14 protein-coding genes are annotated in these 15,041 nt (G+C 64.9%); 4 read left to right on the top strand and 10 right to left on the bottom strand.

Annotated features, from left to right (window positions below):
* The 3 genes from J2X19_RS09495 to J2X19_RS09505 all read left to right on the top strand — a co-directional run bounded on the left by J2X19_RS09495 (position 1) and on the right by J2X19_RS09505 (position 5,944).
* Positions 1 to 1,323 (top strand): HAMP domain-containing sensor histidine kinase, encoded by a 1,323-nt coding sequence (locus J2X19_RS09495; protein ID WP_310372831.1) that lies wholly within the window; start codon positions 1 to 3, stop codon positions 1,321 to 1,323.
* Positions 1,324 to 1,397: 74 nt separating this feature from the next.
* The gene (locus J2X19_RS09500) at positions 1,398 to 3,518 is read left to right on the top strand and encodes a putative bifunctional diguanylate cyclase/phosphodiesterase (RefSeq protein ID WP_310372833.1); all 2,121 of its coding nucleotides are present in this window, start codon (positions 1,398 to 1,400) and stop codon (positions 3,516 to 3,518) included.
* 353 nt (positions 3,519 to 3,871) lie between these two features.
* Entirely contained in the window at positions 3,872 to 5,944 is a 2,073-nt protein-coding gene (locus J2X19_RS09505; protein ID WP_310374495.1) for a LamG-like jellyroll fold domain-containing protein, read from the top strand.
* Positions 5,945 to 5,978: 34 nt separating this feature from the next.
* On the opposite strand, the gene J2X19_RS09510 is transcribed toward J2X19_RS09505, so the two are convergent.
* From J2X19_RS09510 to J2X19_RS09520, 3 genes are all read right to left on the bottom strand, one after another.
* Positions 5,979 to 6,911, bottom strand: a complete 933-nt coding sequence (locus tag J2X19_RS09510; protein WP_310372835.1) for an NAD(P)-dependent oxidoreductase — start codon at positions 6,909 to 6,911, stop codon at positions 5,979 to 5,981.
* Positions 6,908 to 7,597, bottom strand: coding sequence for an RraA family protein (locus J2X19_RS09515; protein WP_310372837.1), 690 nt, complete (start codon positions 7,595 to 7,597; stop codon positions 6,908 to 6,910). The genes J2X19_RS09510 and J2X19_RS09515 overlap by 4 nt, the downstream gene beginning before the upstream one ends.
* Before the next feature lie 113 nt (positions 7,598 to 7,710).
* A complete protein-coding gene (locus J2X19_RS09520; protein WP_310372839.1) occupies positions 7,711 to 8,694 on the bottom strand; it encodes a Bug family tripartite tricarboxylate transporter substrate binding protein in 984 nt (327 codons plus the stop codon).
* 94 nt (positions 8,695 to 8,788) lie between these two features.
* On the opposite strand from J2X19_RS09520, the gene J2X19_RS09525 reads away from it, so the two are divergent.
* Positions 8,789 to 9,547: an IclR family transcriptional regulator gene (locus J2X19_RS09525; protein ID WP_310372841.1), complete on the top strand. Its 759-nt coding sequence runs from the start codon at positions 8,789 to 8,791 to the stop codon at positions 9,545 to 9,547.
* 9 nt (positions 9,548 to 9,556) lie between these two features.
* Here J2X19_RS09525 and pip read toward each other — a convergent pair whose 3' ends face one another.
* From pip to acuI, 7 genes are all read right to left on the bottom strand, one after another.
* Complete coding sequence (gene pip, locus J2X19_RS09530; protein WP_310372843.1) at positions 9,557 to 10,522, bottom strand: prolyl aminopeptidase; 966 nt, start codon at positions 10,520 to 10,522, stop codon at positions 9,557 to 9,559.
* A gap of 73 nt (positions 10,523 to 10,595) precedes the next feature.
* Positions 10,596 to 11,024 carry an Hsp20/alpha crystallin family protein gene (locus J2X19_RS09535; RefSeq protein WP_310372845.1) on the bottom strand — a complete coding sequence of 143 codons (429 nt, stop codon included), beginning with the start codon at positions 11,022 to 11,024 and terminating at the stop codon, positions 10,596 to 10,598.
* A 309-nt stretch (positions 11,025 to 11,333) separates the two neighbouring features.
* On the bottom strand, positions 11,334 to 12,038 hold the full coding sequence (locus J2X19_RS09540; RefSeq protein WP_310372849.1) for an SDR family oxidoreductase: 705 nt from the start codon (positions 12,036 to 12,038) through the stop codon (positions 11,334 to 11,336).
* A 33-nt stretch (positions 12,039 to 12,071) separates the two neighbouring features.
* Complete coding sequence (locus tag J2X19_RS09545) at positions 12,072 to 13,073, bottom strand: NADP-dependent oxidoreductase (RefSeq protein WP_310372851.1); 1,002 nt, start codon at positions 13,071 to 13,073, stop codon at positions 12,072 to 12,074.
* 8 nt (positions 13,074 to 13,081) lie between these two features.
* On the bottom strand, positions 13,082 to 13,531 hold the full coding sequence (locus tag J2X19_RS09550) for a DUF2147 domain-containing protein (protein ID WP_310374498.1): 450 nt from the start codon (positions 13,529 to 13,531) through the stop codon (positions 13,082 to 13,084).
* Between the two features lie 88 nt (positions 13,532 to 13,619).
* On the bottom strand, positions 13,620 to 14,006 hold the full coding sequence (locus tag J2X19_RS09555; RefSeq protein ID WP_310372853.1) for a hypothetical protein: 387 nt from the start codon (positions 14,004 to 14,006) through the stop codon (positions 13,620 to 13,622).
* 20 nt (positions 14,007 to 14,026) lie between these two features.
* Complete coding sequence (gene acuI, locus J2X19_RS09560) at positions 14,027 to 15,013, bottom strand: acrylyl-CoA reductase (NADPH) (RefSeq protein ID WP_310372855.1); 987 nt, start codon at positions 15,011 to 15,013, stop codon at positions 14,027 to 14,029.
* Positions 15,014 to 15,041 lie beyond the last annotated feature (28 nt).

Consider the following 15,041-nt stretch of genomic DNA (forward strand, 5'->3'; position numbering starts at 1 on the left):
ATGGCCCGACTCAAAAATAAGGGAAAAATCCGCTGGCATCGCCGCGCAGGCCAGGCCATTCGCCATTCGCTGCGCTGGCGGCTGGTGGTGCTGTTCATGGGGCTGGCGTTGACCATGTCGGCGGTGTTCGTCGTGGGTATGCAAAAAGCCTTTACCGTGGGTTGGCGCGACGCGGCCTTGCCCTTGGTGACGGACTATGTGGACCACCTGGTTGCCGAGCTAGGTAGCCCGCCCAGCATCGAACGCGCCCAGGCGCTGGTGCAGCGCTTGCCGTTGTCGGTGCGCATGGACGGGCCGCAGGGGCACTGGGATTCGCATCCCGACAAGCGCGACCGCCCGTGGCAGCGGCGTGAGGATGCGCAGGGCGCACCCCATCTGCTGTCTCGCACTACCGCCGACGGCACCCGCGTGGTGCTGGGTTGGGGTGATATAGATTGGCAGCAACCGCGCCAGCACGTTGTCTGGACCACACTGGCCGTATTGCTGCTGCTGACCGGCGTGGCCTTTGCGGTGGTGCGTTATTTGCTCGGCCCGCTGGACGACATCCGCCGGGGCACGCAGCGCTTTGGCGCGGGCGATTTCAGCCAGCCCATCCCCCAGAGAAGCCGCGACGAGCTGGGCGATCTGGCCCAGCATATCAACACCATGGCGCACGACATCCACGGCATGCTGGAAGCCAAGCGCGGCCTGCTGCTGGCCATCAGCCACGAGCTGCGCTCGCCGCTGACCCGGGCCCGGCTGAACACCGAGCTGCTGCCCGAAACCGCCGAGCTGCAGCCGCTGCGCGAACCGCTGCTGCGCGACCTGCAGCTGATGCGCGACTTGATCAGCGACCTGCTGGAGAGCGAGCGCCTGGCCAGCCCGCATGCGGCCCTGCACCTGGAGCCGACGGATCTGGCCGCCTTAGTGCGTGAACTGGTACGCGAGATGGCCAGCGACACCGCCATCCAGCTGCATCTGCAACCCGGCCTGCCGCTGTGGCCGCTGGACCGGGTCCGCCTGCGCCTGCTGCTGCGCAATCTGCTGGACAACGCCCGCCAGCACGGCCAGGGGCAGATCGACGTGCATCTGCAGCGCACCGATACCGGCCTGCAGCTGCGGGTACGCGACCACGGCCTGGGCGTGCCGCCTGCGCAGTGGGCACAGCTGGCCGAACCCTTCTACCGCGCCGACGCGGCCCGCCACCGCGGTACCGGCGGTGTGGGCCTGGGTCTGTACCTGTGCCGGCTGGTGGCCCAGGCGCATGGCGGGCACCTGACTCTGCGGCCCGCGCAACCCGGGTTGGAGGCGGTGGTGGATCTGCCCGGCACTCCGGCTTCCTAGGTTACTGCAATCTTCGATAATGCGGCTGCACTTCTGCGGCCCGCAAATCGTTGCCGGCCGTCACCTGGTCGACCATGGACACCTCTTTTATTGCCGTACGCTACGCCCCGGGCATCGTGGCCTTGTCGTACTTCATTGCCAGCTTCGCGTCCTACGTGGCGCTGGACCTGGCCAAGCGCGTGCGCACCCCCGACCGCGTCGTTGCGCTGGGCTGGTGGGTCGGCGGCTCGGTGGCCATGGGCACCGGTATCTGGTCCATGCACTTTGTCGGCATGCTGGCCATCAGCCTGCCCTTTGCGGTGGGCTATGGCTATGCGGTGACTGCGCTGTCCTGGGTGGCGGCGGTGGCGGTGTCGGCGATAGCGCTGTACCTGGCCAGCCGGAACCGCCTGACCCTACCGCGCCTGGCCGGCGGCGCACTGGCGATGGGCCTGGGCATCTGCGCCATGCACTACACCGGCATGGCCGCCATGGACATGGCGCCCGGCATCCAGTGGTCTGCGGGCTGGGTGCTGGCTTCGGCAGGGATTGCGGTGGCGGCGTCGGCCGTGGCCTTGCAAATCTTCTTCTGGCTGCGCCGGCTCAGCGGCAATGCAGAGCACTGGTGGCAACTGGTGGCGGCCCTGGTGATGGGCGCCGCCATCTGCGGCATGCACTACACCGGCATGGCGGCCGCGTCTTTCCCGCTGGATTCGGTCTGCTTGAGCGCTGACCAGCTGCGCGGCGACAGCCTGGGTCTGCTGGTGTCGGCGGCGACCATCGTCTTGCTGAGCCTGACCATGTTCACCTCGATGATCGATGTGCGCATGCAAAGCAAGACCGCGGTGCTGACCGCGTCGCTGCAGACCGCCAATACCGAGCTGCAGCACCTGGCTTTCCGCGATGCGCTGACCGGTTTGCCGAATCGCCTGCTGTTTGACGACCGCGTGGCCGTGGCGGTAGAGCGCTGCAGCCGCGATGGTTCGACCCTGGCCGTGCTGTTTGTCGACCTGGACGGCTTCAAGCCGGTGAACGACTCGTTCGGCCATGGCGTGGGCGACCTGGTGCTGCGCGAGATGGCCCAGCGCATCGCCGGCGAGGCCCGGGCCTCCGATACCGTGGCCCGGGTGGGTGGCGACGAATTTGTGCTGCTGCTCGAAGGCAAGCCTGACACCGCGGCCGCGGCCCAGATCGCCCAGCGCATCATCGACGCGCTGAACCAGCCCTTCTCTGCGGGCGATCACGATGTACGGCTGTCTTGCTCGCTGGGCATTGCCATGTACCCGTCCGATGGCCCGCGCGAGCAATTGATGGCGCATGCCGATGCGGCCATGTACGCGGCCAAGCGTTCAGGCGGCTCGGCCTATGCGTTTTTTGAGCCGCACATGAACGCCGGCGTGCGCGAGCAGATCGAGCTGCAGCGCGACCTGCGTCTGGCGCTGGACCGCGGCGAGCTGGCGCTGCATTACCAGCCCAAGATCAATTCCGCGCGCGGGGTGATCACCGGCGTTGAGGCGCTGGTGCGCTGGCAGCACCCGGTGCGCGGCATGCTGAGCCCGGGCTTGTTCATTCCGGTCGCCGAGCGCTTTGGCCTGATCAACGCCCTGGGCAACTGGGTGATTGAAGAAGCCTGCCGCCAGGCCCACGCCTGGCGCGACCAGGGCTTGCAGATCCGCGTGGCGATCAATCTGTCGGTACACCAGCTGCGCCAGGAAGACCTGGTGCCGCGCATCCAGCGCGCCTTGCAACAGCATGCGCTGGACCCCGCGCTGCTGATCTTCGAGATCACCGAGTCGGTGGCCATGGAAGACACCGAAGGTACGCTGCAGACCTGCGAGCGTCTGGGCAGCATCGGCGTCAAGCTGTCTATCGACGACTTTGGCACCGGCTATTCCAGCCTGTCCTATCTGCGTCGCCTACAGGTCAGCCAGTTGAAGATCGACCAGTCCTTCGTGCAGGACCTGGAGCACAGCGCCGACGCGCGTGCCATCGTCGAGGCCGTGGTCCAACTGGCCCACGCCCTGGGCCTGAGCGTGGTGGCCGAAGGCGTGGAAACCGCCGCCCAGCGCGATGTGCTGACCGCGCTGCACTGCGACGAGCTGCAAGGCTATCTGTACGCCCGGCCCATGACGGCGATGGTGATGGGCGATTGGGCGGCCAATATTGGCCGGCCGCAGGGCCTGGCGTTCACCGAATCGGTGTTTCTGGAACTCTGAGCGGGCCGAGGTCGGGCCGGCAGGGCAGATGGCGGCTGCCAGCTTGCGGTATGCCGGCGTCCGCGTCGGCCTGTTGTTTTTGCGGTCTTTACACATCGAACCCCGCCCAGTGCGCGGGTTACAGACCACATCCATCCGTGGGTAGATGAAACCTCTATGCTATGTTTTGAATAGCTGATGGCGCAGTATTTATATGCGCTAAAGCCTGTTTTCATGTGATTTTTTTGAGGCTGGAAGTTCGGCCTGCGGAGGGCGACGAGCCGGTTGGATTTGTAATATTTGTTTAACTTTCGGTAAATATATTAAGGGCATATCAACTATTTTTTGGGTGCCCCATGAAGACGTTTTTGCCGATGCCGATGCCGATGCCGCTGGTGTCTGATGCTGGTGTTGCGGGCGCCGCGCTGCAGCGCCGCAATCTGCTGAAGATGGGTTTGGCGTCGGCCTCCACCCTGGCCGCGGGCGGCTTGCTCAGCGCCTGCGGCGGCGGCGATGGGGGCGGTGCGGCTGCTGCTGCGCCCATCTCCAGTTTTGCGCTGGCGGTGCTGCCCGACACGCAGTTCTATTCCCGCTATGCCACGTCGGGCGAGAGCAGCCAGTACGAGCGGCACTACGGCAGCGAGCCCTACTACGCGCAAACCAAATGGGTGGCGGACAACGCGGCCAAGCTCAATATCCCGTTCCTGATCCACCTGGGCGACGTGGTGGACCAGGTCGGCAAACCCGAGCAATGGAAGGTCGCCGATACCGCCATGCAGGTACTGGAAGTGGCCAAGGTGCCGTATTCCATCCTGGCCGGCAACCACGACGTGTTGAACGACGTGGACTTTGATTTCAGCCCCAGCACCGGCACCGACACCCAGCGCGTACTGGCCAATGAGCCTTATCTGCAGTGGTTCAGTGCCAAGCGCGCCAAACGCCAGACCACTTTTGGCGAGCGTGACAGCACGGGCTTCCATGAGTACCACGTCTTCACCGCGCAGGACCAGCAGTTTCTGGTGCTGTCGCTGTCCTGGCGTATCTCGGACGCCGGCATTGCCTGGGCCCGAAGCGTGATCGCCGCGCATCCCAAGCTGCCGGTGATTTTGGTCAACCACCAGCTGCTGAATATTGCGCCGGATGCTGTGAGTCCGTTAGAGACCAACTACGGCAAGATGCTGTGGGAGAAGCTGATCCGCGACAACGACCAGATCTTCATGACCCTCAACGGCCACCACCATGGCGGCGCGCACCTGACCAAGACCAACGACTTTGGCAATGCGGTGGAAGAGATGGTGGTGGACTACCAGATGGCCTACCAGGGTGGCAACGGCCTGATGCGGCTGTACGAGTTTGACCTGACCAACAACCTGATCAAGGTGCTGTCCTTCTCGCCCTGGGTGCCGATGAAGCCCGCCGACAGCCTGAATGCGTTTGACCAGGCGGTGCTGACCGAGCCCAACCACAGTTTCAACATCGCGATCAATTTTGCCCAGCGCTTTGCCCGCTTCAACCCCACGTTCGGCGTGGGCAAGGCGACGGTGGCTTCGTCACTGGTGGAGCAGGCCAAAGCCCTGGTGTTGAAGGGCTTTACCGAGCCCACGGCCGTGGTGCAAGTGCCGGCCCGGGACAGCGACGACTACCCCAAGATCGCGTCCACCGTGGCCCACTGGCGCTTCTTCGGCGGTGTCGATGGCGCGGCCGTGGCCCCCGGCACGCAGATCGCCGATGTGACCGGCGCTAACCCGCTCAAGCGCGACCAGCTCAACACCAGCGTGATCGTCGGCGCCGAGGTCGGCGACATTGTCTGGAGCAGCGACCACCACCGCCTGTCGGCCGCGCCGGGTTCGGTGGGCTTTCTCAATACCAACAAGAACACGCCGCGCCTCAGCTACTTCTTGACCGATGCCGCGGCCCCGATCAATGCGCAAACCTTTGCCAGCGGCGGCTATACGGTCGAGGCCTTCATCAAGATCGACAAAACCTGGGACAAGTCCAAACATGCGTGGATGAACATCATGACGCGCGACGGCAAGCGCGGCGATTTGCCCGGCTTCAATGGCGGTGATCCAGAGTCGCCGCCCCTGCTGTTCGCTATCTCCAGTCTGCGCGAAGTGCAGTGGGAGGTGGTGCCTGACACCAGCGGCGCGCGTGAAGGCGAGGCCAGTTGGTCGGGCGAGATCATTGCCGACACCTGGGTGCACATCGCCATCGTCAACGACCCCACTACGCACGACACCATCATGTACGTGGAAGGCGCACCGGTGCTGCGCAACAGCGGCAATGTGCCCGGTCTGGCCACGCTGTCCGCCACGTCCCCCTGGGTGGTTGGCGGCGGCTCCTGGGACGGCGACCGCGCCGATGGCTTCTTCGGCAAGATCGGCGAAGTCCGGGTGGTGGCCGAAGCCCTGCCTTCCACCAAGTGGCTGACCGCGCGCCGCGCCTGAACTGCCGCCTGTATTGAAAAGGTTCTAACCGGCCTCAGGCCGGGCTTTGTTCGCTGTGGTGGGCGATCACGGCCAGCGCGTTCTGCGCTGCGGCCACGCCCATGTTGACGTAAGCGTCGCCGGTCACGCCGCCGATGTGCGGGCTGAGCACAAAGCCTGGCTGGTGCTGGAACGGATGGTGGGCCACGATGGGCTCGATGGCGAAGCTGTCCAGGCCGGCTGCCCGGACCTGGCCGCTGCGTACGGCGGCCAGCAGCGCGGTTTCGTCGACCAGGCCGCCGCGCGCGGTGTTGACGATCAGCACGCCGGGCTTGCACTGGGCCAGGGTGGTAGCGTTCAGCAACTGGCGGTTGTCGTCGGTCAGCGGGCAGTGCAGCGAGACCGCATCGGCTTCGCGCCACAGGGTGGGCAGGTCCACGCTGTGCACATAGTCGGGCAGGTTCTTGGCGAAGGGGTCGAAGCCGATCACCCGCATGCCCAGCGCATCCACCATCTTGGCAAAGCGCAGGCCGATCGCACCCAGGCCGACCAGCCCGATGGTACGGCCGCCGAGTTCCAGGCTCTTGTGCGTGGCCTTGTCCCAGATGCCGGCGTGCATGCGCGCGTCCAGCGTCACCACCGACTTGGCGCAGGCCAGCAGCAAGGCCAGGGCCTGCTCGGCCACGGCTGCAGCATTGGCACCAACGGCGGCTACTACCTCAATGCCGCGCGCCTGGGCCGCTGCCTTGTCGATGGTGTCGGTGCCGCTGCCATGCTTGGAGATGACCTTCAGCGAGGGCGCGGCGTCCATGGCGGCGGCGCCGACCTTGCTGTAGCGCACGATGATGGCCACCGGGTCGTGCTGGCGGCACAGCGCCACGATGTCGGCCTCGCTGGGGGTCTTGCCGGCGTAAACGATGTCGTAGCCGGTGAGCAGTGCCAGCGCCTGCGGCGCCAGGTCGGCGGCGGTGACGAGGATGGCGCTCACAGTGTTTCTCCTTCGCGCAGCACGCCGGCGTTGCGCAGTGCACTGGTCAGCCATTTGGCGGCGGTGTCGCCGGTCTTGATGGCGGCGATGCGGGCGGCTTCGTCTTGCACCTTCTTGGTGGCCAGCGGCAGCAGGGACGCGATTTTTTCGCGCTCGACCACCACCACGCCGTCGGCGTCGCCGATCACGAAGTCACCGGCATGCACGGTGACTCCGCCCACCGTCACCGGGTGGCCGATGCGACCGCCGCAGTTCTTGGTGGGGCCGTTCGGGTTGGTGCCGACCGAGAACACCGGGTAGTCCATGGCGTCGATGTCCAGGCTGTCGCGCGCCGCGCCGTCCATCACCACGCCGGCAATGCCGAGCTGCTGGCAGGCGGTCATCATGATGGTGCCCATCAGCGCCGCGGTCTGGTCGCCCTTGCCGTCGATCACCAGCACGTCGCCCGGTTGGGCCAGGGCGATGGCGGCATGGATCATCAGGTTGTCGCCGGGGCGCACTTCCACCGTGATGGCCGTGCCGGCCAGCTTCATGCGCGGATGCAGGGGCTTGATGCGGCCGTGCAGCGCGCCGCGGCGGCCGGCGACATCGGCCAGGATGGCCGGCTGGAAGGTGGCGGCCTGGCGCACGATGTCGGCGGGGACGCGGGCAAAGTCACGCAGGATGTCGGCTTGGGTAGAGCTCATGGGAGTCTTTCGCTAGGGGTGGGGGGATGGAACAGGCGTGCCGGTTCCCACCCCGCGCCATACGGTGAAGTAGGGCGGGGCATGGCGTACCAGGACGGTGGAGCGGTGGGTGCCTAGTCGGCCCGGGCGCCCGAGGACTTGACGATGGCCCCCCAGCGCAGGATGTCGCTGCGGATCAGCGTGGCAAAGGCCTCGGGCGTGCTGCCGAGCACTTCGGCGCCCTGGGCGTCGAGCTTCTTCTTCACCTCGGGGTTGGCCAGCGCCTGGTTGAAGGCGGTGTTGAGCTTGCTGATGGCTTCCTTGGGCATGGCGGCCGGGCCGGCCAGGCCGAACCAGGTCACGGCTTCAAAGCCCTTGTAGCCGGATTCGTCCATCGACGGCACATTCGGCAGGTCGGCGTTGCGCTTCAGCGAGGTCACCGCCAGGGCGCGCATTTTCCCGTTGCGGATATGGCCGATCAGCGTGGGCACCGAGGACACATACATCTGGATCTGGCCGCCGATCAGGTCGGTCGCGCCCTGGGCCGCGCCCTTGTAGGGCACGTGGGTGAGCTGGATGCCGGCGGTCTTCTGGAACTGTTCGGTGGCCAGGTGGGCCACCGTGCCGTTGCCCGAGCTTGCGTAGTTCAGCGCGCCAGGCTTGGCCTTGGCTGCGGCCACCACGTCGGCCAGGGTTTTGTACGGGGAATCGGCAGCCACCACCAGTACCAGGGCGGCGCTGGCCACCAGGCCGACCGGGGCCAGGTCTTTTTCCGGGCTGTAGGGCAGCTTGGGGTAGAGCGTGGGGTTGATCGCCAGATTGCTGGTCTGGCCCAACACCAGGGTGTAGCCATCGGGTGCGGCCTTGGCCGCCGCGTCGACACCGAGGTTGCCGCCCGAGCCCGGCTTGTTGTCGATCACCAGCGTCCAGCCCTGGGTGGTGGCGACCTTGTTGACCACCTCGCGGGCAATGATGTCGGTGCCGCCGCCGGCCGGGAAGGGCACGATCACGCGGATCGCCCGGTTCGGGTAGTTCTGCGCCAGCGCCGGGGCGGCCAGAAGGGAAAAAGCCGAGGCCGCGGTAAGAGCGCACAAAAGGCCGTGGCGGATGGGTTGCATGGAAAGTCTCCGTTGTTGTGGTCGATGGCTGAATTTTCATCGCTCGTTTCGTTCTGTACAATTGCGTTGCGTCTGTCGAAACAAATGCCAAAGCATGAACCCCACACCTGTTCCTGAAACCGCCACCCCGGACGAGGGCGGCGTGGTCGCCGTGACGCGCGCGCTGCGGCTGCTGGAGGCCTTTGGTACCAGCCATGCGCAACTCACGTTGGCCGAGCTGAGCCGCGCCACCGGCCTGCACAAGACCACGGTGCTGCGCATCGCGCGCACCCTGGCCATGGACCAGTACCTGGTGCAAAAAGAAGACGGCAGCTGGCGTCTGGGCCGGGCCGCCGGTTGGCTGGGCGCCTGCTACCAGGCGACTTTCAATGTGCATGAAGTGGTGGAGCCGGTGCTGCGCGACCTGGCGCTGAAAACAGGCGAAAGCGCCTCGTTCTATGTGCGCGAAGGCGATAGCCGGACCTGCCTGGTGCGGGTCGAGGGGCCGCAGGCGATCCGCCACCATGTGCGCGTAGGCGCGGCGCTGCCACTTGATTTGGGTGCACCCGGGCGGGTGATCCTGGCGTTCTCCGGCGAGCCGGGGGAACCGTACGAAGCGATCCGTCGGCGTGGCTACCATTTGTCGCAGGGGGAACGCGAGCCCGAGGTCTCCAGCGTCTCGGCGCCCATCTTCGGCGTGCAATGGCGGCTGCTGGGTTCGGTGTGCATCTCAGGCCCGACTTCGCGGCTGCACCTGGCCCGGCTGGAAGAGTTGGCGACCACGGTGATGGACGCGGCGAACCAGCTGTCCTACGCCCTGGCCGGCGGCCAGCAGCCGGTGCGGGTGGCGCGCCCGACCACCTGGCATCCCTGAGCGTTCGCCCTATAGCGTGCCGTCGCGTTTGAACTGCTCGGTGGCCGCCACCAGCGCGCTGGCAATGCCGGGCTCGAAGGCCGCATGGCCGGCGTCTTCAATCACCTGTAAGCGGGCTTCGGGCCAGGCTTCGTGCAATGCCCAGGCCGAGCGCGGCGGGCATACCGCGTCGTAGCGGCCCTGCACGATGACGGCCGGCAGGTGGCGGATGCGGCCGACGTTGCGGACCAGTTGGTTGTCGTCCAGAAAAGCGCCGTTGCGCATGTAGTGCGCCTCCAGCCGGCCCACGCCCAGGGCCACGGCGTCGGAGCCGAACTGGTCGGCCACTTCGGGGTGCGGCAGCAGGTGCAGGCAGCTGCCCTCGTAGCGGCTCCAGCTGCGGGCCGCGGCCAAGTTTTCGGCCGGGTCGTCGCTGAACAGGCGCTGCGCATAGGCTTTCAGCAAGTCGCCGCGTTCGGCCTCGGGGATATGGCCGGCGAAGGCCGCGTGTTCTTTGGGAAAGAACCAGCGTATGCCGTTCAGGAACCAGTCGACCTCGGACCGGGTGCAGAGGAAGATGCCGCGCAGCACAAAGCCGGTGCAGCGCTCGGGATGGGCCTGGCCATAGGCCAGCGACAGCGTGGAGCCCCAGGAGCCGCCAAACACCAGCCATTGGGCAATGCCCAGCATCTCGCGGATCTGCTCGATGTCCTGGATCAGCAGTTGGGTGGTGTTGTTGCGGTACTCGCCCAGCGGTGTCGATTGGCCTGCGCCGCGCTGGTCGAACAACACAATGCGGTAATAGGCCGGGTCGAAGAACTGCCGGTGCTTGGGCGACAGGCCAGCGCCCGGGCCACCGTGCAGAAACAGCACCGGTACGCCGTCCGGATTGCCGCATTCCTCCCAGTACAGGGTGTGGATTGCGTCTACCGGCAGCATGCCGGTGCGGTAGGGTTCGATGGGTGGGTAGGGGGTGTGCAGTGCGGCGTCGGGCATGGCGGTCAATTCCTTTGCCCGGATGGTAGGCCATCCGGGCAAAGGAAACCCGGCCGATACAGGGCGGGGCGGCTTAGTTGATGCTCAGCCGGTGCACGCTGTTTCCGGCTTTCTTGGGCAAGGCCACGCTCAGCACGCCGTCGTTGTACTGGCATTGGGCTTTGCCCGCGTCAACCTCTTGCGGCAGCTGGAAGCTGCGTGCCACGGCACCGTAGTAGCGCTCGCTGCGCAGGGTCTTGGCGTCCTTGTGCGTATCCTGCTGCTTGATTTCGGCCCGCAGGGTGACGGTGCTGCCGTCCACGGATACCTGGATGTCTTCCTTGCGGACGCCGGGCAGCTCGGCCACCACCTTGTAGGCCTCCGCGTCCTCTTGCACGTCTACCTTGATCTGGGTGGGTGAGGGCAGCGGGTCGCCATGCAGGGGGTGGATGAAAAAGCCAGGCGCCATGTCGCGGAAGAATTCGTCAAACAGGCTGTTGTTGCGGCTCGTCAGTGCATTCATTTTGGGCTCCTTAATGAGTGGATGAAAAGCCGGTGGCCAACTCTGCTAACCACCGTAAACCGATGGTGGTGTCTGCTGTTTCGGTTTTCAAGAGCCGTTTGAAAGAGGTTGGCGTCGGATCAAAATGGGGCGCCGGTGGGTGCGGCGCCCCGGCTTGCATACCCATTTAGAGTGCTCTGCTTTTGATAGCTATTGGCGCTTATGAAATAAGCGCAAAGGCCCAAACTCGACCATGCGCAGACCGGCCGTGACCAGCCAATGGGGTTCGCGGGCCCCGTTGGCTGGCTGGCGGCCCTATGGGGTTCAGCCTCAGGATGTCTGCGGCAGGTAGCTGGGCCGCGTGGTCGTCATGCCTTGTTTGACCTGCCGGGTGAGTTCATCGGCCAGCACCTCATCGAAGCCGGACTCGAGCCCGCCGAGCGCGCGCCGAACGATCTCCTCGGGGCTGGACTTCGGGACATCGAACCCGCGCGTGAGATCGGTATCCACGTAGGCCATGTGTAGCCCCAGCACCTGGGTCTTCTGCGCCGCCAGTTCGTGGCGCAGCGCATTGGTGAGCGACCAGGCTGCGGACTTGCTGGCCGAATAAGCGGCCAATTCACCACCGTTCACCCACGAGGCGACCGACAAAACGTTGAGAAAGGCACCGCCGCCATGGGCCTTGAGGATAGGCGCGAAGGCCTTGCTCATGCGCAATACGCCGAAGAAGTTGGTCTCGAAGATGCGTCGGGCAAGGTCTTCGCTATCGACGTCGAGAAAGCCGCCGGGCTGGGCAATGCCGGCATTGTTGATCACCAGCGTCACATCCGATGCCAGTGCCGCGGCGGCGGCCACATCTTCTGGCTTGTTGACGTCGAGTCGCAGGGCGTGTACGCCAGGCTGGGTAATGCTTGCAGGGTCGCGCGCGGCTGCATAGACCTTGCGAGCGCCGCGGGCAAGTAGTTCGCGCGTGAACGCCAAGCCGATGCCGCGGTTAGCACCCGTGACGAGTACTACAGAATTTTCGATCTTCATAGGAAACTCCAAAAATGGGATGGGAAACCAGGCTCACTTGAGCTTGACAACGACCTTGCCTTTGGCGCGGCCGGCTTTGACGTAGGCCAGGGCCTCGTTGGTTTGTTCGAACGGGAACACCTTGTCGACCACGGGGCGAATGACGCCAGCATCGATCAGCTGGGTAATCTGCCGCAGTTGGCTGCCGTTCGCCTTCATGAAGAGGAACGAATAGCCCACGCCGCGGCTCTTGGCTCTGCGGCGTATGCCTGCGCTCAGCATGCGCATGACCAGCCGTACGAACCCGGGGGCGCCGATCTCCTGGCCGAATGCCGGGTCCGGTGGCCCGGAGATCGAGATGAGCTTGCCGCCAGCCTTGAGCACGCGCAGGGATTTTTCCAGCGTCTTGCCGTCCTGGCTGTTCAGCACCACGTCGTAGTCTTTCAAGACATCTTCGAAATCCTGCGTCTTGTAGTCCACGACCACGTCTGCGCCCAGGCTCTTCACCAGTGCGACATTGCCCGCGCTGGTTGTCGTGGCGACGGTGGCGCCCAGGTGCTTGGCCAACTGGATGGCGAACGTGCCTACGCCGCCGGAGCCGGCCTGGATGAAGACCTTCTGCCCCTTCTTCAGCTGGGCCTTTTCGACCAGCGCCTGCCATACCGTCAAAGCCACCAGGGGAATCGAGGCGGCTTCTTCCATCGTGAGGTTCTTGGGTTTGAGCGCCAGCGATGCTTCCTTGACCGGGACGAACTCGGCGAATGTGCCGATCCGAAAATCATCCGGCCGCGCATAGACCTCGTCGCCCAGCTTGAACTGGCGCACGCGCGGGCCGACCTTGACAACCACCCCTGCGACGTCGTGGCCCAGGATCAGGGGGAGTTGGTAGGGCAGGATGAGCTTGAACTCGCCGTCGCGGATCTTCGAGTCCACCAGGTTCACGCCAGCGGCGTGCACCTGGACCAAAACCTCGTCGTCGCGCAGCTCTGGCTCTGGCATGTCTGCCGCCCGCAATACGCGATTTTTTCCGTATCTTTCGAGAATGAATGCTTTCATGGTTTTCCTTATTCCTGGCGTATCCAGGTTTGCGAGCGGCCCAGGACGGGCACGCCGATATAGCCGCGCACGCTGAGCTTCTTGCCCTCGTCGATCAGGCGCACTTTGCTGCGATAGACCTTGCCGTTGTCCGGATCAAGAATCTGGCCACCGCCGTATTCCTCGCCCTCTTTCGCCAGGCCACTGAGGATCACCAGACCCACCACGGGAGCATTTTTGTTCGCGCCTTCGCATTTGTCGCACTTCGGATTTGGATCTTCCGTCGGGGCGGGAAATACTTTCTCGATCTTGCCCTGCAGGCTTCCATTCGATTCGGTGATGCGGATGAGTGCCCGTGGCTTGCCGCTGACGTCATCCATGTTTTTCCACAGGCCCGCAGGCGATATATCGTCCGCCCGGATCGGCGGAGCCGCCAGCGTTGCAGCCAGTACCAGAGCGATGGAGCCCGCTTGTTTCAAGCGCAGTAGGGCTATGGCTCCAGCGGTTGAAGCTGCTTGGGCCGTGAACAGCCGCTTGGGTAGTATGGGATGCATATGGGTTTCTGTTTTAACGATGGGTTTGCCGGGTGCGAGCGGCATACAAGAAGGCCATAACAAGCACGATCTCGATGGCAACAGCCACCAGGATGCCGGGTCCGGCATGGCCGTTGATGAGCTCAACGGTGCCTAGAGCCGCGAGCAGCAGGCAAGCGACGATAGCCCCGCTGAGTAAGGCCGAGCGGGCGGGCGATGGCGCTGCATTCCTTGCCTGGAGGAACATGACACCGATGCCCGCATACAGAGCCGCCGCCCGACGTCCCATCAAGCCCGTGGAGTCTGAAAGATCAACGCCCCAACGGGATAGCAGCACACCGGGCGCGAACATCCAAGTGAGCGCCAGCGCCAAGAAGATGCATGCGGCCAAGATCGCCGCATTGCGAAAGCTGGTGTTCATGGGTAGATGCCTCTGCATGCTCATGCATTGACGTCGACAACGGTACGGCCCCGGATTGTTCCTGCGAACAAGCGCTCAACGACTGCCGGTACCTCGGCCAGGCCCACCACATGCGTGGTGCGCGCGAGCTTGTCTAAATCCAGATCCCGCGCCAGTCGCGCCCAAGCCTCGATGCGCACCTGTTGGGGGGCATTGACCGAATCGATGCCGGCCAGCGTCACATTGCGCAGGATGAAAGGCAGCACCGAGGTCGGAAGATCCAGGCCCTGGGCCAGGCCGCAAGCCGTGACCACGCCCCGATACTTTGTGTGTGCCAGTACGTTGGCCAGCGTGTGGCTACCGACCGAGTCGACGGCGCCGGCCCACCTTTCTCTGGCGATCGGAGCACCCTTCTCCGAAAGCGTCCGGCGATCGATGATGTCGGCGGCCCCTAGCTTGCGCAGATAGTCGCTTTCCTCCAGTCGCCCTGTGGAGGCAACGACCCGGTAACCGAGACCCGACAGGAGGGCGATGGCGATGGAGCCGACGCCGCCATTGGCGCCCGTCACAAGAACGTCGCCATGCTGGGGCGTGAGCCCGCCATGCTCCAGCGCCAGCACCGACAGCATCGCTGTGTAGCCCGCCGTTCCGATGGCCATTGCGTCTTTGGTGGACAAGGTTGCTGGAAGCTTGAGCAGCCACTCACCTTTCACGCGCGCCTGCTGTGCATAGCCGCCATGGTGGGTTTGGCTCAAGCCCCAGCCATTGGCGACGACGCGGTCGCCAGCAGCGATGCCGGGGTAGGCCGAGGTTTTGACTGTGCCGGCGAAGTCAATGCCGGGAATCAAAGGGAACTGGCGAATGATGTCCGAGCGGCCGGTGATGGCCATCGCGTCCTTGTAGTTCACGGTGGAGTAATCGACGTCGACCAGGACGTCCCCGGGCATGAGGTCTTGTTCGCTCAGCGAGACCATGCTGGTGGTGATCTTGTCGCCCGTCTTGCTGGTGAGCAGTGCTTGGAATGTCATGGTTTTCTTTCAATGGAGTGTTATGCAG

This window comes from Rhodoferax ferrireducens, assembly GCF_031458075.1.
Classification (GTDB): Bacteria; Pseudomonadota; Gammaproteobacteria; order Burkholderiales; family Burkholderiaceae_C; genus Rhodoferax_B; species Rhodoferax_B ferrireducens_A.